Source organism: Streptomyces luteoverticillatus (assembly GCF_003970715.1).
Taxonomy (GTDB): domain Bacteria; phylum Actinomycetota; class Actinomycetes; order Streptomycetales; family Streptomycetaceae; genus Streptomyces; species Streptomyces abikoensis.
Window position 1 is genome coordinate 2,203,991 of sequence record NZ_CP034587.1, and the last position, 25,450, is coordinate 2,229,440.

26 protein-coding genes, 1 tRNA gene and 2 pseudogenes are annotated in these 25,450 nt (G+C 72.6%); 16 read left to right on the plus strand and 13 right to left on the minus strand.

The window, feature by feature from the left end; all coding sequences use genetic code 11:
* Positions 1 to 25: 25 nt before the first annotated feature.
* On the minus strand, positions 26 to 2,077 hold the full coding sequence (locus EKH77_RS09350; RefSeq protein ID WP_126913940.1) for a bifunctional glycosyltransferase 87/phosphatase PAP2 family protein: 2,052 nt from the start codon (positions 2,075 to 2,077) through the stop codon (positions 26 to 28).
* A 169-nt stretch (positions 2,078 to 2,246) separates the two neighbouring features.
* Between EKH77_RS09350 and EKH77_RS09355 the strand changes: the two genes are divergently transcribed.
* The 3 genes from EKH77_RS09355 to EKH77_RS09365 all read left to right on the plus strand — a co-directional run bounded on the left by EKH77_RS09355 (position 2,247) and on the right by EKH77_RS09365 (position 3,862).
* Entirely contained in the window at positions 2,247 to 2,942 is a 696-nt protein-coding gene (locus EKH77_RS09355; protein ID WP_206279834.1) for a TetR/AcrR family transcriptional regulator, read from the plus strand.
* A 27-nt stretch (positions 2,943 to 2,969) separates the two neighbouring features.
* The gene (locus tag EKH77_RS09360) at positions 2,970 to 3,308 is read left to right on the plus strand and encodes an antibiotic biosynthesis monooxygenase family protein (RefSeq protein WP_126913941.1); all 339 of its coding nucleotides are present in this window, start codon (positions 2,970 to 2,972) and stop codon (positions 3,306 to 3,308) included.
* 65 nt (positions 3,309 to 3,373) lie between these two features.
* Positions 3,374 to 3,862, plus strand: coding sequence for a GNAT family N-acetyltransferase (locus EKH77_RS09365; protein ID WP_126913942.1), 489 nt, complete (start codon positions 3,374 to 3,376; stop codon positions 3,860 to 3,862).
* Between the two features lie 6 nt (positions 3,863 to 3,868).
* On the opposite strand, the gene EKH77_RS09370 is transcribed toward EKH77_RS09365, so the two are convergent.
* Entirely contained in the window at positions 3,869 to 5,953 is a 2,085-nt protein-coding gene (locus EKH77_RS09370) for an MDR family MFS transporter (protein WP_126913943.1), read from the minus strand.
* A 289-nt stretch (positions 5,954 to 6,242) separates the two neighbouring features.
* Here EKH77_RS09370 and EKH77_RS09375 point away from each other — a divergent pair, with 289 nt between their 5' ends.
* Positions 6,243 to 6,899, plus strand: a complete 657-nt coding sequence (locus tag EKH77_RS09375) for an HAD-IA family hydrolase (RefSeq protein ID WP_126913944.1) — start codon at positions 6,243 to 6,245, stop codon at positions 6,897 to 6,899.
* A 28-nt stretch (positions 6,900 to 6,927) separates the two neighbouring features.
* Positions 6,928 to 7,533, plus strand: coding sequence for an AAA family ATPase (locus EKH77_RS09380; protein WP_126913945.1), 606 nt, complete (start codon positions 6,928 to 6,930; stop codon positions 7,531 to 7,533).
* Between the two features lie 149 nt (positions 7,534 to 7,682).
* Here EKH77_RS09380 and EKH77_RS09385 read toward each other — a convergent pair whose 3' ends face one another.
* Positions 7,683 to 7,955 (minus strand): winged helix-turn-helix domain-containing protein, encoded by a 273-nt coding sequence (locus EKH77_RS09385; RefSeq protein WP_126913946.1) that lies wholly within the window; start codon positions 7,953 to 7,955, stop codon positions 7,683 to 7,685.
* A 205-nt stretch (positions 7,956 to 8,160) separates the two neighbouring features.
* Entirely contained in the window at positions 8,161 to 8,919 is a 759-nt protein-coding gene (locus EKH77_RS09390) for a GntR family transcriptional regulator (protein WP_126913947.1), read from the minus strand.
* Between the two features lie 213 nt (positions 8,920 to 9,132).
* On the opposite strand from EKH77_RS09390, the gene EKH77_RS09395 reads away from it, so the two are divergent.
* Together EKH77_RS09395 and EKH77_RS09400 are read left to right on the plus strand one after the other, a co-directional pair.
* Complete coding sequence (locus EKH77_RS09395) at positions 9,133 to 9,420, plus strand: DUF6255 family natural product biosynthesis protein (protein WP_126913948.1); 288 nt, start codon at positions 9,133 to 9,135, stop codon at positions 9,418 to 9,420.
* A gap of 146 nt (positions 9,421 to 9,566) precedes the next feature.
* Positions 9,567 to 10,217, plus strand: coding sequence for a hypothetical protein (locus EKH77_RS09400; RefSeq protein WP_126913949.1), 651 nt, complete (start codon positions 9,567 to 9,569; stop codon positions 10,215 to 10,217).
* A 4-nt stretch (positions 10,218 to 10,221) separates the two neighbouring features.
* On the opposite strand, the gene EKH77_RS09405 is transcribed toward EKH77_RS09400, so the two are convergent.
* Together EKH77_RS09405 and EKH77_RS09410 are read right to left on the minus strand one after the other, a co-directional pair.
* Complete coding sequence (locus EKH77_RS09405) at positions 10,222 to 10,803, minus strand: TMEM165/GDT1 family protein (RefSeq protein WP_126913950.1); 582 nt, start codon at positions 10,801 to 10,803, stop codon at positions 10,222 to 10,224.
* Positions 10,804 to 11,006: 203 nt separating this feature from the next.
* Positions 11,007 to 11,722 (minus strand): annotated as a pseudogene (locus EKH77_RS09410) (ABC transporter permease).
* 263 nt (positions 11,723 to 11,985) lie between these two features.
* Here EKH77_RS09410 and EKH77_RS09415 point away from each other — a divergent pair.
* From EKH77_RS09415 to EKH77_RS09425, 3 genes are all read left to right on the plus strand, one after another.
* Positions 11,986 to 12,627: an HNH endonuclease family protein gene (locus EKH77_RS09415; RefSeq protein WP_126913951.1), complete on the plus strand. Its 642-nt coding sequence runs from the start codon at positions 11,986 to 11,988 to the stop codon at positions 12,625 to 12,627.
* Between the two features lie 199 nt (positions 12,628 to 12,826).
* Entirely contained in the window at positions 12,827 to 13,312 is a 486-nt protein-coding gene (locus tag EKH77_RS09420; RefSeq protein WP_126913952.1) for a DoxX family protein, read from the plus strand.
* 202 nt (positions 13,313 to 13,514) lie between these two features.
* Positions 13,515 to 14,156 (plus strand): DedA family protein, encoded by a 642-nt coding sequence (locus tag EKH77_RS09425; RefSeq protein WP_164737772.1) that lies wholly within the window; start codon positions 13,515 to 13,517, stop codon positions 14,154 to 14,156.
* Positions 14,157 to 14,269: 113 nt separating this feature from the next.
* On the opposite strand, the gene snpA is transcribed toward EKH77_RS09425, so the two are convergent.
* On the minus strand, positions 14,270 to 14,941 hold the full coding sequence (gene snpA / locus EKH77_RS09430; RefSeq protein ID WP_126913953.1) for a snapalysin: 672 nt from the start codon (positions 14,939 to 14,941) through the stop codon (positions 14,270 to 14,272).
* A 243-nt stretch (positions 14,942 to 15,184) separates the two neighbouring features.
* Here snpA and EKH77_RS09435 point away from each other — a divergent pair, with 243 nt between their 5' ends.
* Positions 15,185 to 16,168, plus strand: coding sequence for a LysR family transcriptional regulator (locus EKH77_RS09435; RefSeq protein ID WP_126913954.1), 984 nt, complete (start codon positions 15,185 to 15,187; stop codon positions 16,166 to 16,168).
* Between the two features lie 13 nt (positions 16,169 to 16,181).
* Here the strand turns inward: EKH77_RS09435 and EKH77_RS09440 are convergent, their stop codons facing one another.
* Entirely contained in the window at positions 16,182 to 16,433 is a 252-nt protein-coding gene (locus EKH77_RS09440; protein WP_126913955.1) for a hypothetical protein, read from the minus strand.
* 140 nt (positions 16,434 to 16,573) lie between these two features.
* Here EKH77_RS09440 and EKH77_RS09445 point away from each other — a divergent pair, with 140 nt between their 5' ends.
* Together EKH77_RS09445 and EKH77_RS09450 are read left to right on the plus strand one after the other, a co-directional pair.
* Positions 16,574 to 17,158, plus strand: a complete 585-nt coding sequence (locus tag EKH77_RS09445; protein ID WP_126913956.1) for a DUF2975 domain-containing protein — start codon at positions 16,574 to 16,576, stop codon at positions 17,156 to 17,158.
* Entirely contained in the window at positions 17,158 to 17,385 is a 228-nt protein-coding gene (locus EKH77_RS09450) for a helix-turn-helix domain-containing protein (protein ID WP_126913957.1), read from the plus strand. The genes EKH77_RS09445 and EKH77_RS09450 overlap by 1 nt, the downstream gene beginning before the upstream one ends.
* Positions 17,386 to 17,444: 59 nt before the next feature.
* On the opposite strand, the gene EKH77_RS09455 is transcribed toward EKH77_RS09450, so the two are convergent.
* Positions 17,445 to 17,516, minus strand: a tRNA-Val gene (locus tag EKH77_RS09455).
* 196 nt (positions 17,517 to 17,712) lie between these two features.
* Between EKH77_RS09455 and EKH77_RS09460 the strand changes: the two genes are divergently transcribed.
* The 3 genes from EKH77_RS09460 (at position 17,713) to EKH77_RS09470 (ending at position 20,185) form a co-directional block, all read left to right on the plus strand.
* Complete coding sequence (locus tag EKH77_RS09460; protein WP_126913958.1) at positions 17,713 to 18,486, plus strand: DUF4097 family beta strand repeat-containing protein; 774 nt, start codon at positions 17,713 to 17,715, stop codon at positions 18,484 to 18,486.
* A gap of 74 nt (positions 18,487 to 18,560) precedes the next feature.
* A complete protein-coding gene (locus EKH77_RS09465) occupies positions 18,561 to 19,928 on the plus strand; it encodes a hypothetical protein (protein ID WP_430980981.1) in 1,368 nt (455 codons plus the stop codon).
* Positions 19,929 to 19,960: 32 nt separating this feature from the next.
* Positions 19,961 to 20,185, plus strand: coding sequence for an FmdB family zinc ribbon protein (locus EKH77_RS09470; RefSeq protein ID WP_126913959.1), 225 nt, complete (start codon positions 19,961 to 19,963; stop codon positions 20,183 to 20,185).
* A 6-nt stretch (positions 20,186 to 20,191) separates the two neighbouring features.
* On the opposite strand, the gene EKH77_RS09475 is transcribed toward EKH77_RS09470, so the two are convergent.
* From EKH77_RS09475 to EKH77_RS09490, 4 genes and pseudogenes are all read right to left on the minus strand, one after another.
* A complete protein-coding gene (locus EKH77_RS09475) occupies positions 20,192 to 20,854 on the minus strand; it encodes an O-methyltransferase (RefSeq protein WP_126913960.1) in 663 nt (220 codons plus the stop codon).
* A gap of 33 nt (positions 20,855 to 20,887) precedes the next feature.
* Positions 20,888 to 21,694, minus strand: a complete 807-nt coding sequence (locus EKH77_RS09480; protein WP_126913961.1) for an HAD family hydrolase — start codon at positions 21,692 to 21,694, stop codon at positions 20,888 to 20,890.
* Positions 21,691 to 24,257: pseudogene (locus EKH77_RS09485) on the minus strand (phosphoribosyltransferase). The gene EKH77_RS09480 and the pseudogene EKH77_RS09485 overlap by 4 nt, the downstream one beginning before the upstream one ends.
* A complete protein-coding gene (locus EKH77_RS09490) occupies positions 24,254 to 25,432 on the minus strand; it encodes an HpcH/HpaI aldolase/citrate lyase family protein (protein WP_126913962.1) in 1,179 nt (392 codons plus the stop codon). Before EKH77_RS09490 ends, EKH77_RS09485 begins: the two are co-directional and overlap by 4 nt.
* Between the last annotated feature and the right edge of the window lie 18 nt (positions 25,433 to 25,450).

The window sequence follows — 25,450 nt, forward strand, 5'->3', positions numbered from 1 at the left end:
CACCCGGGGGCGCAGCCCCCGGGTCTCACCCCACAACCCGCACGGGCGCCCGCTCGGGGGCCACCCCACCCTCGTCCCCCTTCCGAGCCCCCGGAATCACCGCCAGCGCACGGCGCCCGGGCCCGGTCAAGACGTACTGCACCCCAAAACCCGCGGCAACGACGGCCGCCCCACCCATCGCGTCCAGCACATAGTGGTTGGCCGTCCCGACGATGACCGTGAACGTCATCAGCGGATACAGCATCCCCAGCCACCTCACCCACGTCCGCGGTCCCACGACCGCGATCACGACCCCGCACCACAGCGACCAGCCGATGTGCAGCGAGGGCATCGCCGCGTACTGGTTGGACAGCTCGGTCAGCGCGCCGAACTCGGGGTGGGCGAGGTCCTGCGGGCCGTTGGCGGTGTCGATGAAGCCGAGGCCGGGCATCAGGCGCGGCGGTGCCAGCGGGTAGAGCCAGAAGCCGGCCAGCGCCACCAGCGTCGCGAGGGCCAGCCCCGTACGCGCCCAGCGGTACGTCGCCGGACGGCGCCAGTACAGATACCCCAGCAGCAACATCGGCACCAGGAAGTGGAAGGTGCCGTAGTAGTAGTCCATGCCGTCCGCGAGCCATCCCACCCCCGCCACGAAGTGGTTGACGCGGTGTTCGACGTCCAGGCGGAGGAACTCCTCGACGGCGAGGATCTGCCGGCCATGGGACTCGGCGAGGGCGCGTGAGTCGGGGGCCTGGGCGCGGATGTAGGAGTAGGCCCAGTAGCCGACCCGTATCAGCATCAGCTCCAGGAGGAGGTTCGGGCGGTTCAGGGCGCGCTTGAAGAAGCGCAGCAGCGGCACCCAGCGGAAGCGGCCGCGCTGCGGCCCGGCGACCGGGGTGGGCACGGGCCGGTCCCACAGGGCGGAGGAGCGGAAGAGGAACGGCACCGCGCAGGCGGCCGCGAGGGCGGCGAGCAGCGGCGCGTGCTGTCCGACGGGCCCGAGGACGGGGTTCGGGGCGACGAGCACGGTGCTGGTCAGCGTCATGACGAGCACGACGAGCACGGGCCAGGCGAGCCGGTCGGCGCGTCGCCTGCCGACGCGGCCGGCGACGGCGAAGAGGATCCACAGCTGCTGGTGCTGCCAGGCGGTGGGCGCGACGGCGACCGTGACGCAGCCGGTGAGGGCCGTGGCGAGCAGCGGCTGCCCGTCGCGGGCGTAGCGGGCGGCCCGGCGCAGGCCGACGGTGACGACGGCGGCGGCCAGCAGTCCGTAGAGGCCGAGCTCCAGCGGTCCGCGCAGGCCGAGGCGGAGGAGCAGGCCGTGCAGCGACTGGTTGGCCAGGCCGTCGGGCCGCTCGCCGAGACCGGCTCCGGCGATGTGGTGGACCCAGTACGTCCAGGAGTCGTCCGGCAGGGCCGTCCAGGCCAGTGCCGTGGAGACGGCGAAGGTGGCACCGGTGGCGATCGCGGCGCGACGGCGGCCGGTGAGCCAGAGCAGGGGGGCGAAGAGGAGGACGGCGGGCTGGAGGGCCGCCGCGAGGCCGACGAGGACGCCGGCCGTCCAGCCGGAGCGCCGGTCGGCGATCCGGGGCGGGCAGCAGCCGAGGAGGACGAGGAGCACCGGGAGGATGCTGGTCTGACCGAGGGTGAAGGTGTTGCGGACGGGCAGGGAGAGCACCGTCAGGATGACCGCGACGGGCGTGGTGCCGCCGCACACCCGTCCGCTGCCGGGAAAGACCCGGGCGGCAAGAAGCGCGACGGCGACGACGAGCGACAGCGTGCCCAGCGTCCAGACGACGCCGAGGCTGTGTTCGGCGGCATCGGTGAGGGGCCGGAGCACGAGCCCGGCGAGGGGGGTGCCGGTGAACCTGCCGGATTCGTAGAGGGAGCCGTGGAGGGAACCGTGCGTGCGCAGGACGCCGTGCTCGCCGACCCAGGTGGCGAGGTCGGTGAGCCGGCGCTCCGGGGGGAGCCGCAGTACGGCCGCCGCCTGACGCACGGCCAGCAGCCCGGCGAGCAGCCACAGCGCCGCCAGGGTCACGGCGGGCCGCGATCCCGCCCTCGGCGGACCCACCGGCCCGCCCCGCTCCGCTTCCGCCACGCTCCGCCGCTCCTCCAGTCACCCAGCTCGGTCACTCGCGTCGGCTCTTCGAGACCTTACTCAGCCGCCGCTCAGCCGCCACGCACTCGCGCGGATCGTCCACAGGACGTCCCGCGGCCTCCTGACGGTGGCCTGAGTCCAACGCCCCGGGGGCCATTAGGGTGCGGTCATGAGCACCAGTGGCAGCAGTGAACGGCGGCCCCCGGCCCTGCGGGCGGACGCCCGGCGCAATCGCGAGGCCCTTGTCGCGGCGGCCCGGGAGCTCTTCGCCGAGCAGGGCCTGGAGGTCCCGCTGGACGAGATCGCCCGGCGCGCGGGCGTGGGCAACGCCACCCTGTACCGCCGTTTCCCCACCCGGGAGGCGCTGATCGAGGCGGTGTTCGGGGAGTCCCTGGGCGCGAGCATGAGCGAGGGCGAGCGGGCCCGCGCGGGTGAGGACGCCTTCGCGTCGCTGACCGCCTACATGGAGCGGATCTTCGAGGGCCTGGCCGCCGACCGCGGCGCGATCGAGCTGATGACGACGACCATCCCTGCGGGCCCTACCCTGGCCGCGCTGCGCGAGCACAACCACGCCACGGTGGGCGCGCTCGTCCGCCGCGCGCAGGAACAGGGCACGATGCGGCCGGACGTGGTCGCCGAGGACCTGCTGTTCGCCCTGGCCGCCCTGGGCCGCTGCGTCCCCTCCGCCGCGGCCGTGGCCCCCGGCTCCTGGCGCCGCTACCTCGCCCTGCTCTTCGACGGCCTGCGCGCGGAGGGCGTCTCCGCCCTGCCCGCGCCGCCGCTGACGGCGGAACAGCTGGACGGCGTCCTGGCGGACGTGGGCGGAGTCGGAGGCGGGGGTGGAGGCGGGGGCGGGAACCGCTGAGCGGCTACGGCAGTGCAGGATGGCCTCATGAGCATCGTGAAGATCAATGTCCTCACCGTCCCGGCCGAGCAGCGCGAGGTCCTGGAGAAGCGGTTCGCGTCCCGCGCGGGCACGGTGGAGAGCGCCGACGGTTTCGAGTGGTTCGAGCTGCTGCGCCCGCTGGAAGGAACGGACGACTACCTCGTCTACACGCGCTGGCGCAGCGAGGAGGACTTCCAGGCGTGGATGGAGGGCCCGATGAAGGCCGCCCACCAGGGCGGCGGCCAGGCCGGTGGCGAGGGTGCCCCCAAGCACAAGCCCGCCGCGACGGGGTCGACGGTGTGGTCGTTCGAGGTCGTCCAGCAGGCCGCGCCGAAGCAGGGCTGACCGGCAGCCGATCAGGGTCGAAAAGAAGCTGATCGGCCGCCCTCCCGCGTGCGACCATCCGCCGCATGACCATCTGGAACGTCTCCCCACAGCCGGTCGGCTCGCCCGAGTCGGCCGCGCTGCTGCGGGAATACCTCGTCGACGTCGCCGACCGCTGGTACCTGCTGCACGACGGGCGCCGGTGCACGCCCGAGGAGATCGAGCGGCATCTGGCCGAGATGCGCGGCGACGACCCAGGGACGCTGCTGGTGGCCCGGTACGGCGAGGAGCGGGCCGGGTGCGTGGGGCTGCGGCGGCTGGACGCCCGTACGGCCGAGTTGTGCCGGATGTACGTACGGGCGGACCGGCGCGGTCTGGGCGGCTCCGCCGCGCTGCTGGGCGCGGCCGAGGAGACGGCGCGCGCGTGGGGCGCGGAGCGGATCGTGCTGGAGACCCGGCGGGATCTGGTGGAGGCGCGGGCGTTGTACGCGCGGCACGGCTTCGGGGACGTCGCCCCGTACAAGAAGGGGGACGCGTACTCGGAGGTGTGGCTCGGCAAGGAGCTGACCGCGTAGTCGTCCTCACCTGCGGTGGTCGGGTCTGGCGCCCGCCGCGCCGCCGTCGCGCGGTTGTTCGGCGTCGGAGCCGCACAGTTCGCGGTTGAGCTCCTCGACGAGGCAGCTCAGGTCGTGGGGGCGGTCGGCGGCCGTCCACCAGTCGCCCAGGAGTTCCGCGAGCATCTGCTCGCGGGCGCGGAAGAGTTCGTCCGCCACCCGCCCTCCCGCGTCGGTGAGGACGAGCTCCAGCCCCTCGCGCCGGACCAGTTCCCGGATCTCCAGCTGGCGGGCGCCCTCGGTGACGACGCGCAGGGGGATGTCCACGCGTTCGGCGAGGATCGCGGGCTCGGCGTGGCCGTCGCGTTTGATGCGCAGCAGCAGCCAGTTGGCGGCGGGTTCGAGGTCGACGCCGGCCCGCCGGCCGATCTTCTCGTAGACCTTGCGGCGGCCCTCGCGGCTGCCGAGGAGGGAGAGGGCGCGGGCGACCTCGTCGCGCGAGGAGCGCTCGACGGGGTTGCTGGCGACGACCTCGCTCGTATCGGGCGCGGTGACGCTGCCGCGCAGCGGCTCCTCCCTGAGCAGCCAGGCGAGGGCGAAGGCGAGGAGGGCGGGCGGCACGGCGTAGAGGAAGACGTCGGTGATCGACTGGGAGTAGGCGGCGAGGACGCCGGTGCGCTGGGCGGGCGGCAGCCGGTGGAGGACGCGGGGGTCGGACTTGAGGGCGTCGGGGGTGACGCCGGGCGGCAGGGGGACGCCGGCGAGGGCGTCGGCGATCCGGGGGCCGAGCTTGCTGGTGAAGATCGTGCCGAAGATCGAGACGCCGAAGGACGCGCCGATGGAGCGGAAGAACGTGGCGCCGGAGGTGGCGACGCCGAGGTCCTGGTAGCCGACGGAGTTCTGCACGATCAGCACGAGGACCTGCATGACCAGGCCCAGTCCGAAGCCGAAGACGAAGAAGTACGCGCTCATGGTCGCGGTACTGACGGCCGGGTCGAGCCGGTGGAGGAGGAGCAGGCCGATGGTCATCACGGCGGTCCCGGCGATGGGGAAGACCTTGTAGTGCCCGGTGCGGCTGACGATCTGGCCGGAGCCGGTGGAGGCGATCAGCAGGCCGGCCACCATCGGCAGCATGTGCACCCCGGAGAGGGTCGGCGACACGCCGTGGACGACCTGGAGGAACGTCGGCAGGTAGGTCATGGAGCCGAACATCGCGAAGCCGACGACGAAACCGATCACCGAGCAGAGCGCGAAGGTGTGGATCCGGAACAGCCCCAGCGGCAGCACGGGCTCGGCGGCGCGCCGCTCGACGAGCACGAAGGGCAGGAGCAGCACCACGCCCACCACGCCCAGCCCGATGATCCGCCAGGACGACCAGGGGTAGGACGTCCCGCCGAGCGAGGTCATCAGCACCAGGCAGATGGCGACGGCGGCGATGAGGAAGGTGCCGAGGTAGTCGATGCGGTGCGGGACGCGGCTGACGGGGATGTGGAGGACGGCGGCGATCACGGCGAGGGCGACGACGCCGATGGGGAGGTTGACGTAGAACACCCAGCGCCAGCTGAGGTGGTCCACGAAGAGCCCGCCGAGCAGGGGGCCCAGCACGCTCGTACCGCCGAAGACGGCGCCGAAGAGGCCCTGGTAGCGGCCCCGGTCGCGGGGCGGCACGATGTCGCCGACGATCGCCATCGACAGCACCATCAGCCCGCCGCCGCCCAGGCCCTGGAGGGCGCGGAAGCCGATCAGCTCGGGCATGTTCCGGGCGAGGCCGCAGAGCGCGGAGCCGATGAGGAAGATGACGATGGCCGTCTGGAAGAGCTTCTTGCGCCCGTACTGGTCGCCGAGCTTGCCCCACAGGGGCGTGGCGGCGGTGGACGCGAGCATGTAGGCGGTGACGACCCAGGAGAGGTGCTCCAGGCCGCCGAGGTCGCTGACGATCGTCGGCAGGGCGGTGGAGACGATCGTCTGGTCGAGGGCCGCCAGCAGCATGCCGAGCAGCAGCGCGCCGATCGCGACGCGCACGCCGCCCTTGGGCAGCCCCTCGCCGGGTATGGACGGCGCTCCGGGGGCGGCCTGTGCCGCTCCGGCCGGGCCCGGGACGTCCTGGGCCATGGGCAGCTCCTCGGGAGTCGGGTCGCTCGGGTTCGGATCGCGCTCCTCCCATGGTCGTCCGGACGGGCGATTCCGGCCCGTCGAACTAGGCCGATCCGGCCCGTGGAACTACCCCGATCCGACCCCCCGGACCGCCCCGATCCGGCCCGTCGGACCACGCCGACCAGGGCCGTTGGCGTTCGACCGGGTCCGTTTTGTATCGTTGAGAAACAAAGTGGCTCCACCCGCACTCCCTGACCGGTGGGTGGAGCCACTTGTCTTCTTCCGCGCGCCGCTCTGGAGCTGCCCCATGACCACTCTCACGGCCCGAGCCCTCCTCCTGGACATGGACGGCACGATCGTCAACTCCGACGCGGTCGTCGAGCGCTGCTGGCGCGGCTGGGCGGACGAGCAGGGCCTGGACGGCGACGAGGTCATGAAGGTCGTCCACGGCCGCCAGGGCTACGCCACCATGGCCGTCCTCCTCCCCGAGCGCCCCATGGAGCTCAACCACGAGGACAACCGCCGGATGCTGGCCGCCGAGACCGCCGACGTCGACGGCGTCGTCCCTGTCCCCGGCGCCCCCGCCTTCATGGCCGCGCTGGCCGGCCTCCCGCACGCCCTGGTCACCTCCGCCGACCGCGCCCTGTCCGACGCCCGCATGGGCGCGGCGGGCCTGCCCATGCCGGCGGTGCGGGTGACGGCCGAGTCCGTCAGCGCCAGCAAGCCGGACCCGGAGGGCTTCCTCAAGGGCGCGGCCGAGCTGGGCTTCGCCCCGCAGGACTGCGTCGTCTTCGAGGACTCCGAGGCGGGCATCGCGGCGGGCCGCGCGGCCGGCATGCGCGTCGTGGGCGTCGGCCCACGCGCGGCCGCCCACGGCCCGGACGTGGCGGTGCCGGACCTCACGGCGGTACGCGTCGAGACGGACGCGGCCGGCGCGATCGTCCTGCGGATCACGACGGGCTGACGCAAGGGGCCGGCGTAGGCTCGCGCGCATGCTCCTGTGGATCAACGGCCCCTTCGGGGGCGGCAAGACCCAGACAGCCCACGAACTCCACCGCCGCCTCCCGGGCAGCGTCGTCTGCGACCCCGAGCACGCGGGCTTCGGCCTCCACCGGATGCTGCCGCCGGCGCTGCGGGGCGATTTCCAGGACCTGCCGGTGTGGCGCCAGGCGGTGTACGAGGTCCTGGACCTGACCCTGAACCGTCACACCGCCGGCCCGGTGATCGTCCCCATGACGATCGTCAACAGCACGTACTTCGCCGAGACGGTCGGCCGCCTCCGGGACGACGGCCACGACGTCCGCCACTTCGCGCTCCTCGCGCGCCGCGAAACGGTCCTGCGCCGGCTGCGCGAGCGCGGCCTCGGCGCGTCCCTGCGGCGCGAGACCTTCGCGGTGTCGAAGCTGGACGAGTGCCTGGAGCGGCTGCGCACGGACGATTTCGGCGAGCACATCTGGACCGACGCCATCACGATCCCCCGGGTCGCCGACACGATCGCGACCGCGACGGGCCTCCGGCTCACCCCGAACACGGACGGCCCGGTGAAGGGCCGCCTGCGCCGGGCGTGGACGGGCGTGAAGCACATCCGCTTCGACTGACCGGCCGGGCTCGGCGTGCGTCCGGCACGCCCGCCGCACGGGCGAACCGTTCGCGCGGGCGCTGGTACGACGGGAAGTGCCGTAGGGACGTCTTACGGCAGCGGCAATCACAGCCTGCGGCTGCCGAAAGAGTGCGATTCGCGCTGCCGCTACGCCTGGCCCGCCGGCCGCTGCTCGGTGACGAACGTCCCCTTCGCAGGCAGGGTGATCAGCAGCCCACGGCTCCGCAGCTCCTGAACGGCGCGGCGGGCCGTGCCGATGGCGATGCCGTACGCCTCGGCCAGGTCGCGTTCCCCCGGCAGCCTGGCCCCGATACGCAACTCACCCGCCGCCACCCGAGCGGCTATGTGGTCCGCCACCTGCATGTAAACGTAGGCCGCCCGCGACGGGTCCACGGGCGACGTACCGTGCGCGTCTGCCATGTCGGCCACCATAGGACACAGGGCAGCACCCCACCGCCGACCGCGCGAAGTGCCGCGCATGCGGCTGCTGTTCATGCGCGTCGAAAGCGGCACGGTTCTCGTGCAGCTCGCGTCGCCTGCCGAGGCCCGAAGTCATGAGCGCTCCCCCCTCTGTCCATGCGAAATCTCTCGGATTCCGGCCGGCGGAGGAGGCGTTTCGCTGACGCTACGCGTCGAACTCGTACTCCAGCACGTACGACGCGGAGTCCAGCGTCATGTCGCTGACCTCGACGGCCCTGCCGCCATCGGCGAACGCCGTACGGCAGATGTGCACGACGGGCGTGCCCGAGGAGAGGCTGAGCAGTTCCGCCTCGTCGGCGGACGGCATCCGGGTCCGGATCTTCTCACGGAACCGGACGGGCTTGTGGCCGAGCTCCGCGAGGCGCGCGTACGTGCCGCCAGGGCCGCTGTCCTCGCGTGTGATCGCGGACCCGGCGACGAGCTCGGCGGGCAGGTACGAGACGGAGAGCTGAACCGGTTTGCCGTCCAGGACGAAGCGTCGGCTCCGAACGCAGACCGCCGCGTTCCGCTCCAGCCCCAAGACTTCAGCCACGCCAACGGGCGCCGCCCGCTCGCCGACCTCCACGCGGTCGACGACCAGGACGCGGTCCTCGATGTCCGTCGACCAGATCGAACGGCCGGATCCCCAGGTCTCTGCGGCCAGCCGCTGAATTCCCCGGCGCCGGAGCGGCCGGAAGGACCGTACGAACACTCCGGCGCCCTTGCGGGCCTCGGTGATGCCCTCGCTCTGCAGCACGCCGAGCGCCTGGCGGGCCGTCATGCGGGCAACGTCGTACGCGGCCATCAACTCGTTCTCGCCGGGCACCCGGTCGCCCGGGCCGTACTCGCCCGCCTTGATCGCGGCCCGCAGATCGGCGGCGATGCGCTGGTACTTGGGCCGGCGGCCGGAGCCCTGGTTGGCCATCGGGCGATCACCTCTCCTCCCTTGACAGCGTACGGGCGATGCTCCGCCGCCAGGCAGTGGGGGCACTCACAGGTCAGCAGCTGGTTTTCCAGAAGCAATTGATGTCTCTAGAGAAGAGCTGCAGAAGCGCTACGACGCCATCCGCCAAGGCGACCGGCGGCGCGCCGAGGCGATGGCCGCAGCCATGGGGCGGCATCAGCGGGCGGCGCACTGATGGCCGCCACCCTGACCGCCGCCGAAACCCCCGCCCGGCACTGCCCGCACCCCGCAGGCAGTTGGACGGCCGCAGGCGGCCTAGCCACTTGTACGCACTGCGGCACGCGCCGCGTGCTCGACTTCCGGCCGCTCGCACAGGCGTTGGAGCTGCCCGGGCGGATGGCGCTGTACGCGCCGACGACGTCCGGACGCGGGCACGCCCGCGGAGTCGTGCCGTACCGCCGTCGTGAGCTCCTGCGTCGGCTGCGCGAGGCCAATCGCCGGAGCAGCGCGGGCAGAACCTAGGCCCACACGCCCCGCGCGCCCCCGCACGCGCCGCCCACGCGCCCCCGCGCTTCATGGGCGCGCTCCGGCGCGGTTGCCAATCCGCGTGCCCTGCACTGGAATGCGGAGCCGACGGGGGCATCAGGCGCCGCGAGAGGAGTCCGATCGTGATCCACATGACCGAGACCCTGGCCGTCCAGACCGTCGAGGGGTTCCTGACCCCCGATGAGACAGCAGAACTCACCAAGCTCCTCGACGAGCACCTCGTCGCCACCGGCTGGCGGCCCGCCCGGCCCAGTGACGGGCTGGTGGCGCCCGGCGAGGTCCAGGAGATCCTGGCGGCCGGCGTCGAGCGGGCGCTGCCCGCCATCCGGCGTGTCTTCCCGTCCGTGGCAACCGCCACCCCGTGGGACTACCACGACCTCGGCCCCGGCGACAGCATCGAGCCGCACCTCCACGGCGTGGATGAACCCAACCGGCGGCGACAGCGGGTCGCGCGGGTGGCCTTCCACCTTCAGGAGGCCGACCAGGACGGGGCGTTCTACGTCGAGACCGCCTCATCCGAAGCGCTGTGGACCGACCGGACCGCCGGTTCCGGCAGCGCTTTCACGCCCGGCACGCGCTTCGCGAGGGAGATTTCGCACCACGGAGGACCCGAGGCCGCCGCCGTGCTCGCCCAAGTGCCCCGCACCCGCTGGACGAGCGCCCCGCCCGCCCGAACCGCCGTGGTCTACGGCGCCCAGCTCGTCCACGGCGTGGAGACCGTCCGGGCGGGGCGGCTGCGGAAGCTGATCACCAACCTGCTGAGCGACGGCTGACGCGTCAGCCCATCGCCGCCTCGTACAGGCTGAACCCCGCCAGCGCCAGCATCACCAGCGCCGCGATCTTCGTGATCAGCGTCAGCGGGACGTAGCGCATCAGGGTCTTGCCGCCGGCGATGCCCAGGCCCGCCACGGCCCACAGACCGAGCGTCGCGCCCACGCCCACCGACACCGGGTCGTCGTAGCGGGCGGCGAGGTTGGCGGTCATGATCTGGGTGAGGTCGCCGAACTCCGCGACGAGGATCAGCATGAAGCCCGCGCCGGAGACCTTCCAGAAGGACTGGTCGGCGGGCTTCGTGATCTCCTCCTCGTCGTCGTCCTTCTTCAGCAGCAGCATCGCCGCGCCCGCGAGGAAGAGGACGCCGACGATGGCCTGGAGGAGGCGGTGCGGGAGGAGGGTGAGGAGGCTGCCGGCCGCGATGGCGAGGGCGACGTGGACCAGGAAGGCCGCCGCGACGCCCGCGAAGACGTACGAGGCGCGGTAGCGGGTGCCGAGCATCAGGGAGGCCAGGGCCGTCTTGTCGGGGAGCTCGGCGAGGAAGATCACGCCGAAGACCAGGGCGGCGATGGTGAAGCTGAACACAGGGACGGTTTCCTCTGTCATCGGTGGGAGATGACGCCTCCGCACCGCGAGCAGCACCTGCGTCAAGGAATCAGGGGTCGCTTCGGCACGGCAGCGTCGTGGACACTGCGGCCGAAGGTCTCGCTGGCGCGTCCCTGACGGAACGGCCTCCGGGCGCCGGCCGGGCGCGAGGCCCAGCAGTATGTCGACGGTCCGGCGAAGAGCTACTCCCCTTCTGCTCCCCCCAGCGTACGTGATCGGCTCAGCAGCCCGCGCGCGACGAGCTCCAGGACGACCGCCACCGCGACCGCCTGCACCGCCAGCAGCGCCACCAGGACGAAGAGCTGCACCACGCCCGCGAGCAGCGGGGACGCGCCGCCCAGCAGCATTCCCACGAAGGCGCCCGGCAGCGTGACCAGGCCCACGGTACGGGTCTGGTCCAGGCCCGGCAGGAGGGCGTCCGAGGCGGCCGGGCGGGCGATCTCCAGGCGGGCCTCGCGGGGAGGAAGCCCAGGGCCATGGCCGCCTCGACCTCGCCGTGCCGGGTGCGCAGCTCGTCCAGGGCGCGCCGGCCGGCCAGGACGGTGGCGGTGAGGGCGCCGCCGATGAGGATGCCGGTCACGGGGATGAGGGCGACGCCCTTGGCGGGTACGAGCCCGGTCAGCAGCAGCGCGAGGACGACCGGCAGCACGCCCGCCGCGATCGGGACGGCCGCCCACCACCACGTGCGGTCGTCGGTGATCCGGCGCCCGGCGGTGCGGACGGCGACGGCGAACATCAGCAGCAGGAAGCCCGCCAGCAGCGGCACGGCCCGGACCACCCAGCCGATGAGCGACGCGACGACGGCCAGCTGGACGGCCGCGCGGAGCCCGGCGAGAGCGATGGCCCGCACCACCCCGAGCGTGGTGTTGGCGGGCAGCAGAACGGCGGCGACGAGCACGCCGCCACCCTACGGTCGGTGATCCGCGCGCCGACCGCCCGGTGCTGCCCGTAGCTGTTGGCGTGTCAGGCACGCCGGAGGCCGGGCAAGAACCTCGCGTCCACGGAATGGATGATTCCTCATCAACTCCCTTCCGCAAAGCCTTGCTTTGACATGCGCGCGTCGCCATCCTGACATCTGGCGACCACCCCCCGTACCTCCGCCACCAGCAAGCTGGCCGCGCTCCAGCGGCCCGTACCCCCTCCACCTTCAAGGGAGTTCCCATGCCCAGCGTCTACGCGCGTCGCTCCGCCGTCGCGGCAGGCCTCGCCGCCCTGGTCGGCACGCTCGTACTGAACGGACCGGCGGCCCAGGCCGCGCCGCCCGCCCCGGTCGACGGCGCCACCGCCCGTGCCTACCTGGGCAAGCTGACGGTCGCCTCCGAGGGGCCGATGACCGGCTACAGCCGCGCCAAGTTCCCGCACTGGATCACCCAGCACGGCGAGTGCAACACCCGCGAGGTCGTCCTCCAGCGGGACGGCAAGGACGTGGAGCAGGACGAGCGCTGCGCCGCCGTCGCGGGCACCTGGGTCTCGCCGTACGACGGCGCGACCTGGGACGACGCCTCCGACATAGACATCGACCACCTCGTGCCGCTCGCGGAGGCGTGGCGCTCGGGCGCGAGCCAGTGGACCAACGCGCAGCGCCAGGCGTTCGCCAACGACCTCACCCACCCGCAGTTGGTCGCGGTGACCAACAGCGTCAACCGGGCGAAGGGCGACAAGGACCCGGCGAAGTGGATGCCGCCGCTGAAGTCCTACGCCTGTACGTACGCGCAGATGTGGGTCGACGTGAAGTACACGTACAAGCTGTCCGTCGACTCCGCGGAGAAGAACGCTCTGACGGGCATCCTCAACGGCTGCTGACCGACTCGCTCAACGGGGGCGGGCGCGGTGACCTGGGTCACCGCGCCCGCCCCCGCCCGCTTCCTATTCCCTGATCAAGAAAATGTGACATCATCCAAAACTTAATTATTGAACTTGCAAGTATTGATTAGGCCCTCCTAACCTGAAGCCCTCGTCGTTTCCCCGTCCCCGATACGACCTGATACGAGGAGCCCACCCCATGTCCCCCACGCCCACCGCCGCGTCCCCGACGGCCGGCGCGAACACCTCCCCCGCGGCCGCGTCCACGCTCTCCGCTCGCCTCGACGCCGCCCGGCCGTACGCGCTGTCGCTCTTCCGCGTCGTCGTCGGCCTGCTCTTCGCCTGCCACGGTGCCGCGTCGCTCTTCGGCATCCTCGGCGGCGCCGCGGGCAGCCACGGCGGCACGATCCCGGCCGGCACCTGGCCGGGCTGGTACGCCGCGGTGATCCAGCTGGTGGCGGGCGTGCTCGTACTGCTGGGCGCCGGCACCCGCAGCGCCGCCTTCATCGCCTCGGGCTCGATGGCGTACGCGTACTTCGACGTCCACCAGAGCATGGCGCTGTGGCCGATCCAGAACGGCGGCGAGGCCTCCGCGATGTTCGCCTGGGCCTTCCTGCTGCTGGTCTTCACCGGCCCGGGCGCGCTGTCGGTGGATCGTTTCCTCGGTCGCGGCAAGCGGGACTGAGCAAGCGGAACCGAGCGGAACCGAGCGGTCCGTACCGGACCGGACACATCCCGACATGTCCGTGGGGTGCGTGATGCGAACAACATCACGCACCCCACGCTCTTTTCCCGGCCACTTCAGGCGTACGCTGTACGGTTGTCAAGGCCGCCCCTGCCGCTCCCCTGCGACGTCGCGGCGGGGGACCGTACCGGGAGATCAGGACGTGCTGGAGCAGTTGGGGGCCTTGGCCGGAACCCCGTGGATATACGTGATCGTCGGCTTGTCCGTCCTTCTGGACGTCTTCCTGCCCGTGCTGCCCAGCGGGGTGCTGGTGATCACCGCGGCCACCGCCGCGGCGGGCTCGGCCGCGGGCGCCGTGGGTGACGCCGCCGCCCATGGCCACGCGAGCATCTCCGACATGTTCCCGCTGGTGCTGTGCGCCGCGACGGCCTCGGTGATGGGCGACATGGTCGCCTACCGCCTCGCCTGGCGCGGCGGCGACCGCTTCGACCGCGCGATCGCCCGCTCCCGCCGCCTCACCGCCGCCCAGGACAGGCTGGGCGCGGCCCTGCTGCGCGGCGGCGGCCCGCTCGTCGTGCTCGCCCGCTTCGCGCCCGCCGGCCGCTCGGTGGTCAGCCTGGGCGCGGGCGTGATGCACCGCCGGGTGGCCGAATTCCTCCCCTGGTCCGCGCTGGCGGGCCTGACGTGGGCCGCGTACAGCGTGAGCCTGGGCTACTTCGGCGGGCAGTGGCTGGGCGCGAGCTGGCTCAGCACGGCGGTGTCGGTGTTCGCGCTCTTCCTGGCCGGCTCCGGGGCGGTCTACCTCATGCGCCGGCCGGAGGAGCCGGAGGCCCAGACCTCCTAGCGGTCCGCCCTCTCACGCCTCCGCCGGCGAAAACGTCACGGCCCGGCTCCGGGAAGGAGCCGGGCCGCGTCTGTTCCCCTACGCGACGACGTGGGGCATGCGACGACGTGGGGTCAGCGGACGATCTTGGTGAGACCCTTGTCGATCGCGCCGGCCTTCAGGCCGTTCGCCCAGAGCTGGTTCACCCGGCTGCGCTCGGTGCTGTTCGGGTACGGGTTGGTGCAGGAGGGGCCGGGGCCGCCACCGGACATCAGCTCGCTGCACGGGCCGGAGTAGTGGTCCGGCAGACCGAGGACGTGGCCGGTCTCGTGCGCGGTGACGCGGGTGGAGTCGTACTGCTCGTTCTGCTGGTAGTCGAGGAAGACGTAACCACGGCCGTGCCCGTCGGTGCTGGCGTACGAACCGCGGGAGTCGTTGCCCTCGTAGTATCTGAAGTCGGCGTTGGAGCCGGCGCGCAGCTGGACGTTCCGGACGGAGCTGTTCCAGATCTGCGCGCTGTTGGCTATCTCCTGCGCGAAGCTCGGCGCGCTGCTCGGGTCGTAGGTGACCGTGACGACGCTCAGCTGCGGGTTGGCGGCCTGCTTGGCCTTCGCGGACTTCATCACGGCGTCGAAGAACGCCTTGTTGTCGGCCTGTTCGGCCGCCGAGCCGATGTAGGCGGACCGCGACGCGGCCGTGCTGGCCTGCGAGGAGCTGTGGTCGACCGCCACCGCCGGTCCGGCGGTCATCACGGCGGCGAGGCCGAGGCCGAGCGCGGCCGACAGCACCATCGAGGAGCGATTCATGTGGGGGACTCCATTCATGCCGAGAACCCGCTTCGGCCGTCACGAGGTGGGACGCGACGGCAGGGGTTCACCGGGTGAACTCTTGTTCCCCATGAGTCTCTGACGAGTTATCAATGGTGCGGATGATGCCAGTTGGCCATAACGCCATCCAATCGCCTATCCTCCGCCACCCTCACCGCACCACCCCGTTCAACTGCCCCAATGCGTCCGGGATGTGTCTGGTGTGACGTACGGGGCGCGGATATGCTCCCCCTCGTGGAGCTTGAGGTCAGGCACCTCCGTGCACTTTGCGCCATCGCGGACACCGGGAGCGTACGGAAGGCCGCGGTGCAGCTCGGCATGACCCAGCCCTCGCTCACCACCCAGCTCCGCCGCATCGAGAGCACCATCGGCGGGCTGCTGTTCACCCGGGGACAGACCGGAAGTCGCCCCACACCCCTCGGCCATTCCGTCCTCTCCCGGGCCCGGCCGATCATCGCGGAGATGTCGGCGCTCGTCACCGCCGCGCGGGAGGCCGCCTGCGGCGTCGGGGGCCTGCGGCTGCGCATCGGCAGCATCGGCAGCCGGGCGGTGACGGGCTGGCTGCGCCGGATCCACCAGCGACTGCCGGACACCGATACGACCATCCATATAGAGGTGTCCTCGAACACCCTGCTCCAGCTCCTCGCCACCAATCAGCTGGACGTCGCGTTCGTCCACGAGGCGGCGGGCTTCCCGCTGCACGTGCCGGCGGGGGTGGAGCGACGGGTGCTGATCGCCGGCGAGCCGCGCTTCGTCTCGCTGTCCGCCGCGCATCCGGCGGCGTCCCGGCCGCTGGTCCGGCTCGCCGAGCTCGCCCACGACGCCTGGATCGTCGACCCGACGGCGGACGAGGAGGCCGCGGCCCTGCGCCGGGTCTTCACGGCCACCGGCCTGGACCCGCGCCTCGTCCACGTCCGCGACAACACCACGGCCGCCGACCTCGTCGCCTCCGGCGAGGCCGTACGCCCCTGCCAGCCCACCGCCGACCCGGCGCCCGGCACGGTGATCCGCCCCCTCGCCGGCGACCCGCTCACCGCCCAGCTCTCCCTGGCCTCCCGCCACGGCTCCTTACCGCTGCGCGAACTGGACGCGCTCTACGGTGACTTGATGGCCTCCTACGTGGCCGCCGCCGAGGCCAGCACCACGTACCGCGCCTGGCTGGACCGCAACGGCAGCCCCCTCCTGCCGTCGGTGGGCAGCCACTGAGCGGCCGCCCGTCTCACCCGCCCATCCCCGCCAGCGCGTAGACCCCGAAACAACTGACCATCACGGCCAGCCCCGCCATCACGACACCCGCGGCCGCCCCCTTCCGGCTGCCCCCGTCCGGCCGGACCGCGCGGACCTCGCGCACGGAAGCCACCGCACTCGCGACGGCGAGGAACGGTGCGGCGACCCAGGTGACGTAGAGGAACCAGGCGACGAGCGCCGCGACACCCAGCACCCAGGCCCTCGGCCTGTGACGCGCCTCCATACCGGACCCCTCCTTGTTCGCCCGCTACACCACTGATCGTGCCACCCGGTCGCGGAGCGGCCTCGACGACCCCCGACTTGTCGAATATCGATATGCTCCTCTAGTCTCCGGCATATCGAAAAACGATAGGGGTGGACGCGATGAACACACGACTCACGAGGACCCTGACCTCGATCACCTTCGCGCTGGCGGTACTCAGCGGGCTCGTCTTCGCCGGCAAGGGGGTCACGCACATGTTCGACGACGGGGCGGTCTGCGTGGAGACGCATTTCTGGCGCAATGCCCCACTGGCGGACAGCCTGCCGACCGTCAAGGGTGTGACGGCTTCCGCCAGCACCGAGCGCCTCTGTCAGGACAGCCCCTCCGTGGGCCAGCGCGCCGCCGACCTCGGCGGCGAACTGCCCTGGCTACTGTTCGCCTCCCTCGCGCTGCTGCTCTTCTCCCGGCTGATGAAGGCCGTCGTGCGGCAGGGTCCGTTCACCGACACGGTGGCGCAACGGCTCTCCGTCCTCGGCTGGTTCGTCGCCGTGGGCACGCCGCTGGCCGGGCTGGTCGCCGGCTGGTCGCATTCTTGGCTCGTCGCGAGCATGGCGCCGATGGTGGGTTCCGGACCGGAGGTCTCCGGCTCGCTGGCGGGCGTCCTCGCCGGTCTCGCCGCGGTGATAATGGGGAAGATCATGCGCCAGGGCGTGCGAATGCGAGAGGACCTCGAAGGGACCATCTGATGCCCGAAGAGGAACTCCACTCGATCCGGATCCACCTCGACCGGATCCTCACCGAGCGCGGCATGACGCTCACCGAACTGTCCGCGCAGGTGGGCATCACCGTCGTCAACCTGTCGGTGCTCAAGAACGGGCGGGCCAAGGCCATCCGCTTCTCGACCCTGTCGAGGATCTGCGACGTCCTCCGGTGCCAGCCGGGAGACCTGATCACCCACGATCCCGCCGGGTAGCCGTCGTGGAGACGCCGAAGGCCCCCAGTCGTCATCGACTGGGGGCCTTCACACAAACGTGGGCACAGACGGATTTGAACCGCCGACATCCGCTTTGTAAGAGCGGCGCTCTACCGCTGAGCTATGCGCCCTGGCACGAAAGGACAGCCTACCTTGCCCCACCCTGGTCCTCGCAAACCCAAGGCCGAACCCAAGGCATAGGGGGGTTAACCCCACTCCCGATCCGGTAGAGGGCGGGATCCCGGAACCGTCTGCCCCGTACCTACGATCAAGGAAGCAGTGAGCAGCACCCCGCACCACCCCTCGCACCGACCCTGGAGACAGCCCATGAATGCCCGCGTCCGCCGCGCCGTCCGCGTTTCCGTCCTCGGAGGTGGGGCCCTCGTCGCAGCGGTGAGCCTCACCGGGTGCGGGACGGGCAACGCGGAGGACGCCACGCCCGAGACGCGGACGTTCTCGATCGGTGGAAAGCAGCTCACGGTCGACTCCGACAACTCCGCGATCGAGCTCGTACCGGTGGCCAAGGACGGCAAGGACATCAAGGTCACCCGGTGGTTCGACGGGTGGACGCTGGGCGGGTCGGCCGGGGTGTCGTGGGAGATGCGGGGCGACACGCTGAAGCTGCGGCTGAAGTGCACCGGCATCAGCGTGGGCTGCGAGGCCAAGCACCGGATCGAGGTGCCGCGCGGCGTCTCCGTCAAGGTCGACGACGCCAACGGTGAGATCAAGGCCAGTGGCTTCGAGACCCCGCTGACGCTCAACAGCGACAACGGCAGCATCGACGTCCGCGACTCCAACGGCGCCCTGGAGCTGAAGACTTCCAACGGCGAGATCACCGCCGTGAACGTCGGCGCGCCGAGGATCAAGGCGGGCTCCTCCAACGGGCAGATATCGATCAGCACGTCGAAGGCCCCCGAGAGCGTCGACGCCGAGACCGACAACGGCGCCATCCGCGTCACCCTCCCCCGCACCGGCTACAAGGTCGACGCCCGCGGCGACTCCGGCGGCGTCAAGGTCGGCGTCCCCCGTGACGACGCCTCCGGGCACTCGGTCCGCGCGCACAGCTCCAACGGCGCCGTGGACATCCGCGCCACCGGCTGACCGGCCCGTGTGCTCACTCCGGCCGGGTGGGAGAATGGCACCCGGGCCTGGGGCGATCCATCGGGAGAGGGCAAGTGACGGCGACGTTCTCACGTACGGTGACGGATACGGTCCGTGCGGCCCTCGCGCCGGCGCTGCTGCCCCTCCTGCTGCTCCCCGCCGCCGTGGCCCTCGCGCCCGCCGCCTTCGCCGGCGGCGGCACCCGCCGCTGGGGCTGGGGTCGCGGCGAGGGCCGCCGCGAGGAGGCGCAGGCCGCGAAGGACGCGGCGGCAGCCGCCTTCTACGAGCTGGACACCGCCCAGCGCGATCTGCGGATCACCATCGAGACGATCACGGCCGTCGACTCCTCCCCCGCCGCCCGCAAGGCGGTCGCCGACTTCGAGGAGTTCGGCCGGCGCATCGACGAGGTCTCGGCCGCCTATATCGCCACCGTCGACTCCCACGACCTCGACCGCGACGACCTGGAGTCCTCCGCCGCCTCCCGCGCCCACGGGGAGCTGACCCGCGCCAAGGACGAGCTGGTGCGCGTCAAGGGGGATCTGGAGCGGTTCGGGGAGAGCCTGGCTTCCCTGCTGACCCGGGCCGAGAACCAACTCGCGCAGGTCGCCCCCGCCGTGGAACGGGCCCGCCAGGGGCTGCGCGCCGCGAGCGAGGCGCTGGACGCCGCCCGGGCGACGGGCCTGCGCGCCGACGACCTGGCCGCCCGGCTCGCCGCGCTCGGCCCCGAGCTGACCAAGCTCAACGAGGGCGCCGGCCGGCACGGCGTCCAGGGGACCGTGCAGCGCGCCGAGGACGTGCGACGCGAGGCCGAGGCCATCCGCGACGAGGCCGGACGGCTGCCGCAACGGGCCGCCGACCTCGACAAACGGCTCGTCTCCCTGCGCACCCGCGCCCAGGCGCTGACCACCCGGGCGGAGACCGTCGGCCCGGTCCTCAGCGAGCTCCGCCGCCGCTACAGCGCCGCCTGCTGGCAGGACCTCCAGCGGGTGCCCGACGAGGCTCGGCAGGCCGTCGCCGCCGCCGAGGCGAAGCTCGCGGACGCCCGTACCGCCCGGGACGAGCAGCGCTGGGCGGACGCCACCGCGCTGCTGGCCACCGTGCGCGCGCTGCTGGGCACCACCGACGAGGGGATCACCGCCGCCGGCGACCGGCTGCGGCGGCTGGACGAGGTGGCCCTCGACCACGGCAAGGAGGTCGAGCGCACCCGCTTCGCCCTCCGGGACGCCCAGCGCCTGGCGATGGACGGCCGCAGCACCCCCGACCCCCGGCACGCCCGTCCCCTCGACGACGCGGTGGCCCGGCTGGAACGGGCGGTCGACGGGCTGGAGGGCCGGCATCCGGACTGGTGGCACTTCCTGACCGAGACGGAGGCCGTGCGGGACACCGCCGCCCGGGTCGTCCAGGAGATCCGCGAGGAGCGGGGCCGGGGCGAGAACCGCTGACCGGGCGAGAACCGCTGACTTATGCTGCCCGCATGCCTCGTTACGAATACCGCTGCAAGGCCTGCGGCGACACCTTCGAGCTGACCCGTCCCATGGCCGAGTCCTCGGCCCCGGCCACCTGCCCCGACGGGCACACGGACACCGTCAAGCTGCTGTCCACCGTCGCCATGACCGGTTCCGCCGCCCCCTCGGCCGCCTCCCGCCCCAGCGGAGGCGGTGGAGGCGGCGGATGCTGTGGGGGCGGCTGCTGCGGCTGAGCCGCGCTAGACGCGGCGCGCCAGCGTCACGCCGTCCGCGACCGTGAGCATCACCGACTCCATCCGCTTGTCCGCGAGCGCGTGCGCGTTGAACTCCCGTACCGCCGCCCCCGGTCCGCCGGTCACCTCCGGGTCGACGACCGTGCCGAAGAACAGGACGTTGTCGACGATCAGTAGCCCGCCCGGGCGGAGCCGGGGCACGAGCTCCTCCCAGTAGGCGATGTAGCCGTCCTTGTTCGCGTCGAGGAAGGCGAGGTCGATGTGCGGCTCGGCGGGCAGGGCGCGCAACGAGTCCAGCGCGGGGGCGATCCGCAGGTCGATCCGGTCGGCGACCCCGGCCTCGGCCCACGCCGCGCGGGCGTGGGCCGTCCACTCCTCCGAGATGTCCAGGGTGATCAGCCTGCCGTCGGCGGGCAGCGCCCGGGCCATCGCGAGGGCCGACAGGCCGGTGAACGTGCCGACCTCCACGACGTGCCGGGCGCCCGTGAGCCGGACGAGGAAGGCTAGCAGGGCCGCCTGCTCCGCGGGCACCTGTTTGATCGCGTTGTCGGGGAACAGCGCGCGGGTGGACTCGACCAGGCGCTGCTGGACGGGGTCGAGCGGCGGGTTGTGTGCCAGGACGTACGTGTACAGCTCGGCGCTCAGCGGAGGGTTCTTGGTCTCGGACACGCGATCTCCTCATCTGTAAACGTAGTTGCGAGACTAGCGCTCGCGCCCTTCCAGGAACGCCCGGACGATCTCCTCGCCCGCCGCGACCCCCCGGGTCTCCAGCGCGGTGACGTGCGGCGCGGTCCAGCCCACGTCGGACAGCTCGCCGTGGCCCGGCCGCCAGGCGCGGTCGGCGGCCAGCAGCAGATCGGCGTCCAGCAGCGAGTCCCCGGCGGCGAGCACCTCGGCCGCCCCGGTGCGCCGGGCCACCTCCGCGACGGCCGCGCTCTTGGTGAGCGGCTTCGGCACGGCGTAGACCTTGCGGCCCTGGAGCGAGACCGTCCAGCCCCGCTCACCGGCCCACTCCGTCAGCTCCTCGAGCCAGCCGGCGGGCAGCAGCGACCGGTCGACGACGAGGTAGGCGAAGAGGTCCGCCGCCGTCCGCGCCTTGAGCAGCCACGCCGGGTCGGCGACGCGCAGCAGGTGCGCGTGGACCTCGGCGAGCGTGGCGCACTCGGCGGCCAGCGCGCGCTCCACGCGGGCCCGCCAGCCGGCGTCGGGCTCGCCCGCCACGAGCAGCTCGCCGCCGTTGGCGCAGATCGCGAACTCCGGCGCGGGGCCGGGCAGGCTGATCCGTTCGTACTGCTCGCGGGTGCGGGTGGTGGTGGGGACGAACGTGACGGTGCGGGCCAGCTCGGCGAGGAGCCCGGCGGCCGTCTCCGTCATATAGGACAGCGGTCTGCTCTCGTACGTCTCCACGCACAGCAGGCGCGGGGCCTCGGCGTCCGGCATGGACAGGCTCAGCGCGGAGGTGGAGTAGATCAGGGTGCGGTCGAGGTCGCTGGCGACGAGGAGGGTCATCGGACAGTGGCCGCCTTGCCGTCGGCGCCGGTGGCGCAGCGGGTGTAGCGGGGGTGGATCAGGCCGACGCAGCTGTACGGCAGGCCGTCCACCTCCTCCACGGGCACGCCGCGCTGTTCGGCCAGGAGCCGTACGTGGTCCAGGTCGGCGCCCGCGCCGCGTGCGGCGAGGACCTTCCAGGGCACGCGGCGCAGCAGGACGCGCGTGGTCTCGCCGACGCCGGGCTTGACGAGGTTCACGTCGTGGATGCCGTACTCCTCACTGATCCGCTCGACGGCCGCCCAGCCGGCCCAGGTGGGGGTGCGGTCGGCCGCCGCGAGCTCCTTGGCGGCGCGGGTCACGTCGTCGCGGAGGCCGGGGTCGGCGAAGCGCGCGGCGACGGTGTCGACGAAGGCCCGCGAGACGTCGGCGCCGGCGAGTTCACGGTAGAACTTCGCGCCGTGGTAGTCGCCCGGCCCGACGAGGTCGTCGCGCAGGACGGTGCGGGATATCAGGCCGGAGACGGTGGAGTTGAGGCAGGCGGAGGGGACGAGGAAGTCGTCGCGGGTGCCGTAGGTGGTCACGCAGTGGCCGGGGTCGGCGAGCACGGCGAGGCGCGGGTCGAAGCCCGGGAAGTCTTCGAGCGTCGCCGCGAGTTCGCGGGTGATGGCGCCCTTGCCGGTCCAGCCGTCGACGAAGACGACGTCGGCCGGGTCGTGGTGCTCGGCCAGCCAGCGCAGGGCGTTGGGATCGATGCCCTTGCCGCGCACGATGGAGACGGCGTAGTGGGGTACGTCCAGGCCGTGGGCGTACCGGGCCCAGCGGCGCATCAGCACGCCGACGGGCGTGCCGGCGCGGGCCAGCGACACCAGGACGGGGCGCGGCGAGCGTTCGGCCAGCACGGTCTCGGTGACCGTGCCGACGGCGAGCGCGATCCGCCGCGCGGAGGCGTCGAGCGCGGAGTGGTAGAGGGCCTGGTAGTGCTCGCTGGGCTGGTACTCCACGGGCAGCGACTCGGCGTAGTGCGCGCCTCCGCTCTGGATCGCCTCCTCCCGCTCCTCGGTGGGCGCCTCCAGCCGCATGTCGGAGAGGTCCCGCAGGAGCCAGCCGACGTCCTCGGGCTCGTACGAGGAGAACGCGGGGCCCCGGAGGGGGTCGGGCAGCGGCATGGGGGGAACCTGTCGTCGGGGTACGTAGGAGGGGATCACGGCGAGCAGTACGTGCCGGGTGTGGCCGGCGAGGCGGTCCAGAAGGCCGCCTGGGGCGTGGAGGGCGGGGGTGTCGGCGGTCGAGTCGACGACGGCGACGACCGCGTCGAAGCCGGCGCCGGCGCCGTCGCCCGCGACGTTGTACGCGTAGCGGTCGCCCGGGCCGTCGGTGGGGGCGTCGTGGGCGGGGAAGGTGAGGCGGGAGCGGATGGCGTAGCCGGGGTCGTCGACGGGGAGGACGGGTGAGCGGGTGGTGGTCGAGAACCGGACCTCTTCGAAGGCGTCCGCGTTCTCCAGTGCCCGCGCGAGGCGCAGGGGGGCGTACATCAGCTCCTCGGTGCCGAGGACGAGGACGCGGCGCGCTCCCTGCGGGAGGGCTTCGCCGATGCGGGCCGCCATGCCCGGCAGCGCGGCTTCCAGGCGCGCCCGGTGGGCGGGGGTGAAGCCGTGCCGGCCGCCGTCGGGCAGGCCGGCGGGCCAGCGGAGCCCGACGCGGGTCGGCACCGCCGGGCTCGTCGACGGGGGCCGCTCGCCGTCGCGGCGGGAGACAGGCCCCAGACCCGCCCCTTCCCGTTTCCCGGGGGCAAGCCCCCCGGACCCCCCGGGGTCCGGGGCGGGGCTGGGGCCTCCCCCTCGTGCCGCGCCACCAGCTCCCGTCCCAGTTCCAGCACCCCCTCCGGGAGGGACACCGTGCCCGTCGCCAGGGCGACGAGTTCCACCCGCGCGCCGAGCCGCTCCGCGAACTCGGCCAGGCGGGCCCGGTCGGCGTCCGACCGCATATCGACCAGCGCCACCACCACATACCGCTCACGCGGGAACCGCGCGTGCAACGCGGCGATGGTGTTGAGGACCGTGCGGCCCGTCGAGAACTCGTCGTCGACGAGGACGAGCGGGCCGTCGCCGGTGAAGAACGCCGGGTCCTCCGGGAGCAGCAGATGCGACGTGGCGTGGCTGTGCTCCTCCTCGAAACCGCCCACGGAGGCGACCCCGGGCACGGCGCGCCGCGTCGAGTGGAGGTACGGGGCGAGGCCGAGGCCGTCGGCGACCGCGTGGCCGAGGCCCGTGGCCGTCTCGGCGTAGCCGAGGACGACGGCCCGGGCCGCGTCCGCGTCGCCCAGCAGCGCGCGGACCCGGCGGCCGAGCCCGGCCCCCGCCTCGTAGACCGCCGCCGGGGACGCGGGGACGTGCTTGCCCAGCACGTTGGAGACCAGCAGGTGCGCCCGCTTGGGGTTGCGCCGCAGGGCCAGGCCCAACAGCTCCGGCAGCCGGGCGTCGCCTTCGAGCCCCACACCCAGCCGGTCCGCGACCCACTGTCCCGACCAGATCACAGCTTCGTCCGTGCCTTTCACGTCGTTCACGTCATCCACGTCGTTCATCCGCTCTGCAGCCCCGCCGCCAGCAGCTCCACGAAGCTGACGTCCTCCCGTGCGACGCCGAACACCTCGGCGCGCAGCATCGTCCGCTCGGCCCAGGCGCGGTGCGGCTTCACTTCGTTCATCTTGTTCGTGTAGGCGGAGCGCAGGACGCCGCCGCCGTCGCGGTCGGGCCGCAGGATGTCGCACGCGTCGCTGTACTCCTCGTGGCTGACGACGGAGAGCGCGTGGACGGGGGCGACGTGGGAGGGGTGGATGCAGGTCTTGCCCTGGAGGCCGTTGGCGCGGTCGAGCTGGATCTCGCGCAGGAGGCCGTCCATGTCGTGCTGGATGAGGGCCGTGCGCAGCGCCTCGGCGGGGCCGGCGAAGGGGCTGCGGCGCAGCTGGGGCTTGAACATCCGCTCGGGCTGCGGGAAGTACTCCCAGACCGGGCCGGTGACGGTGAAGCCGCTGCCGTCGGCGCGGCCGAGGACGTTGACGACGTCGGCTATGACGGAGGCGACGAGCTGGACGTCGTACGCGGTCATGTCGGGAGCGCGGCGCAGCCCGTAGGCGGAGCAGAAGTCGGTGACGCCGAGCCGCAGGGCGAGGACGCGGTCGCGGTACTTCTCGACGGTTCTGGCGATGCCCGTCAGCGTCTCGGTGCGGCTCTCCAGGTGGAGCAGGTCGGGGGATTCCAGGACGGGCATGGCGAAGAGCCGCCGCCCGGAGGCGGCTTCGGCGGCGGTCAGCTCCTCCAGGAACGGAAGGCCGCGGTCCTCGGTGAACTTCGGCAGTACGAATCCGGACAACAACCGGCCCGCCGGGCCGAGGCGGCGGACGAGGTCCCCTATCTGGGCGGGCTCGCGGACGCGGACGAACAGCAGGGGGAGATCCTCCTCGGCCCCTCCGAGGTCGGCCCCCGCGAGGTCGGTGAGCTGCCGGACGAGGTTCTCCTCGGCGCCGACGACGTCCGCGTCGTCGATGGAGTCCTCCAGGCAGAGGACCATGGAGACCACGCCGCGCCGCGCCTGTTTGCGCACGTCGAGGGCGAGGGAGGGCCGGGTGGCGGGGCAGTAGAGGGTGGCGCCGAGGGCGACGGAGAGCGTACGGACGGGAGAACCGGCGGTGAACTCGCCCGGCTCCCTATGGAACAGTCCACTCCGCACCGCGGGCGACAGGTATCCGAAATGCCTCATTGTTCTCCCCGAATGCCA

Excerpts from the sequence above, each read along its gene's own strand:
- EKH77_RS09420 (WP_126913952.1), top strand. The coding sequence starts at position 12,827 with ATGTCCCCCACGCCCACCGCCGCGTCCCCGACGGCCGGCGCGAACACC.
- EKH77_RS09360 (WP_126913941.1), top strand. The coding sequence starts at position 2,970 with ATGAGCATCGTGAAGATCAATGTCCTCACCGTCCCGGCCGAGCAGCGC.
- EKH77_RS09440 (WP_126913955.1), bottom strand. The coding sequence starts at position 16,433 with ATGGAGGCGCGTCACAGGCCGAGGGCCTGGGTGCTGGGTGTCGCGGCG.
- EKH77_RS09385 (WP_126913946.1), bottom strand. The coding sequence starts at position 7,955 with ATGGCAGACGCGCACGGTACGTCGCCCGTGGACCCGTCGCGGGCGGCC.
- EKH77_RS09460 (WP_126913958.1), top strand. The coding sequence starts at position 17,713 with ATGAATGCCCGCGTCCGCCGCGCCGTCCGCGTTTCCGTCCTCGGAGGT.
- EKH77_RS09415 (WP_126913951.1), top strand. The coding sequence starts at position 11,986 with ATGCCCAGCGTCTACGCGCGTCGCTCCGCCGTCGCGGCAGGCCTCGCC.
- EKH77_RS09490 (WP_126913962.1), bottom strand. The coding sequence starts at position 25,432 with ATGAGGCATTTCGGATACCTGTCGCCCGCGGTGCGGAGTGGACTGTTC.
- EKH77_RS09370 (WP_126913943.1), bottom strand. The coding sequence starts at position 5,953 with ATGGCCCAGGACGTCCCGGGCCCGGCCGGAGCGGCACAGGCCGCCCCC.
- EKH77_RS09365 (WP_126913942.1), top strand. The coding sequence starts at position 3,374 with ATGACCATCTGGAACGTCTCCCCACAGCCGGTCGGCTCGCCCGAGTCG.
- EKH77_RS09390 (WP_126913947.1), bottom strand. The coding sequence starts at position 8,919 with ATGGCCAACCAGGGCTCCGGCCGCCGGCCCAAGTACCAGCGCATCGCC.
- EKH77_RS09445 (WP_126913956.1), top strand. The coding sequence starts at position 16,574 with ATGAACACACGACTCACGAGGACCCTGACCTCGATCACCTTCGCGCTG.
- EKH77_RS09450 (WP_126913957.1), top strand. The coding sequence starts at position 17,158 with ATGCCCGAAGAGGAACTCCACTCGATCCGGATCCACCTCGACCGGATC.
- snpA (WP_126913953.1), bottom strand. The coding sequence starts at position 14,941 with ATGAATCGCTCCTCGATGGTGCTGTCGGCCGCGCTCGGCCTCGGCCTC.
- EKH77_RS09395 (WP_126913948.1), top strand. The coding sequence starts at position 9,133 with ATGGCCGCCACCCTGACCGCCGCCGAAACCCCCGCCCGGCACTGCCCG.
- EKH77_RS09480 (WP_126913961.1), bottom strand. The coding sequence starts at position 21,694 with ATGACCCTCCTCGTCGCCAGCGACCTCGACCGCACCCTGATCTACTCC.
- EKH77_RS09375 (WP_126913944.1), top strand. The coding sequence starts at position 6,243 with ATGACCACTCTCACGGCCCGAGCCCTCCTCCTGGACATGGACGGCACG.
- EKH77_RS09380 (WP_126913945.1), top strand. The coding sequence starts at position 6,928 with ATGCTCCTGTGGATCAACGGCCCCTTCGGGGGCGGCAAGACCCAGACA.
- EKH77_RS09355 (WP_206279834.1), top strand. The coding sequence starts at position 2,247 with ATGAGCACCAGTGGCAGCAGTGAACGGCGGCCCCCGGCCCTGCGGGCG.
- EKH77_RS09435 (WP_126913954.1), top strand. The coding sequence starts at position 15,185 with ATGCTCCCCCTCGTGGAGCTTGAGGTCAGGCACCTCCGTGCACTTTGC.
- EKH77_RS09470 (WP_126913959.1), top strand. The coding sequence starts at position 19,961 with ATGCCTCGTTACGAATACCGCTGCAAGGCCTGCGGCGACACCTTCGAG.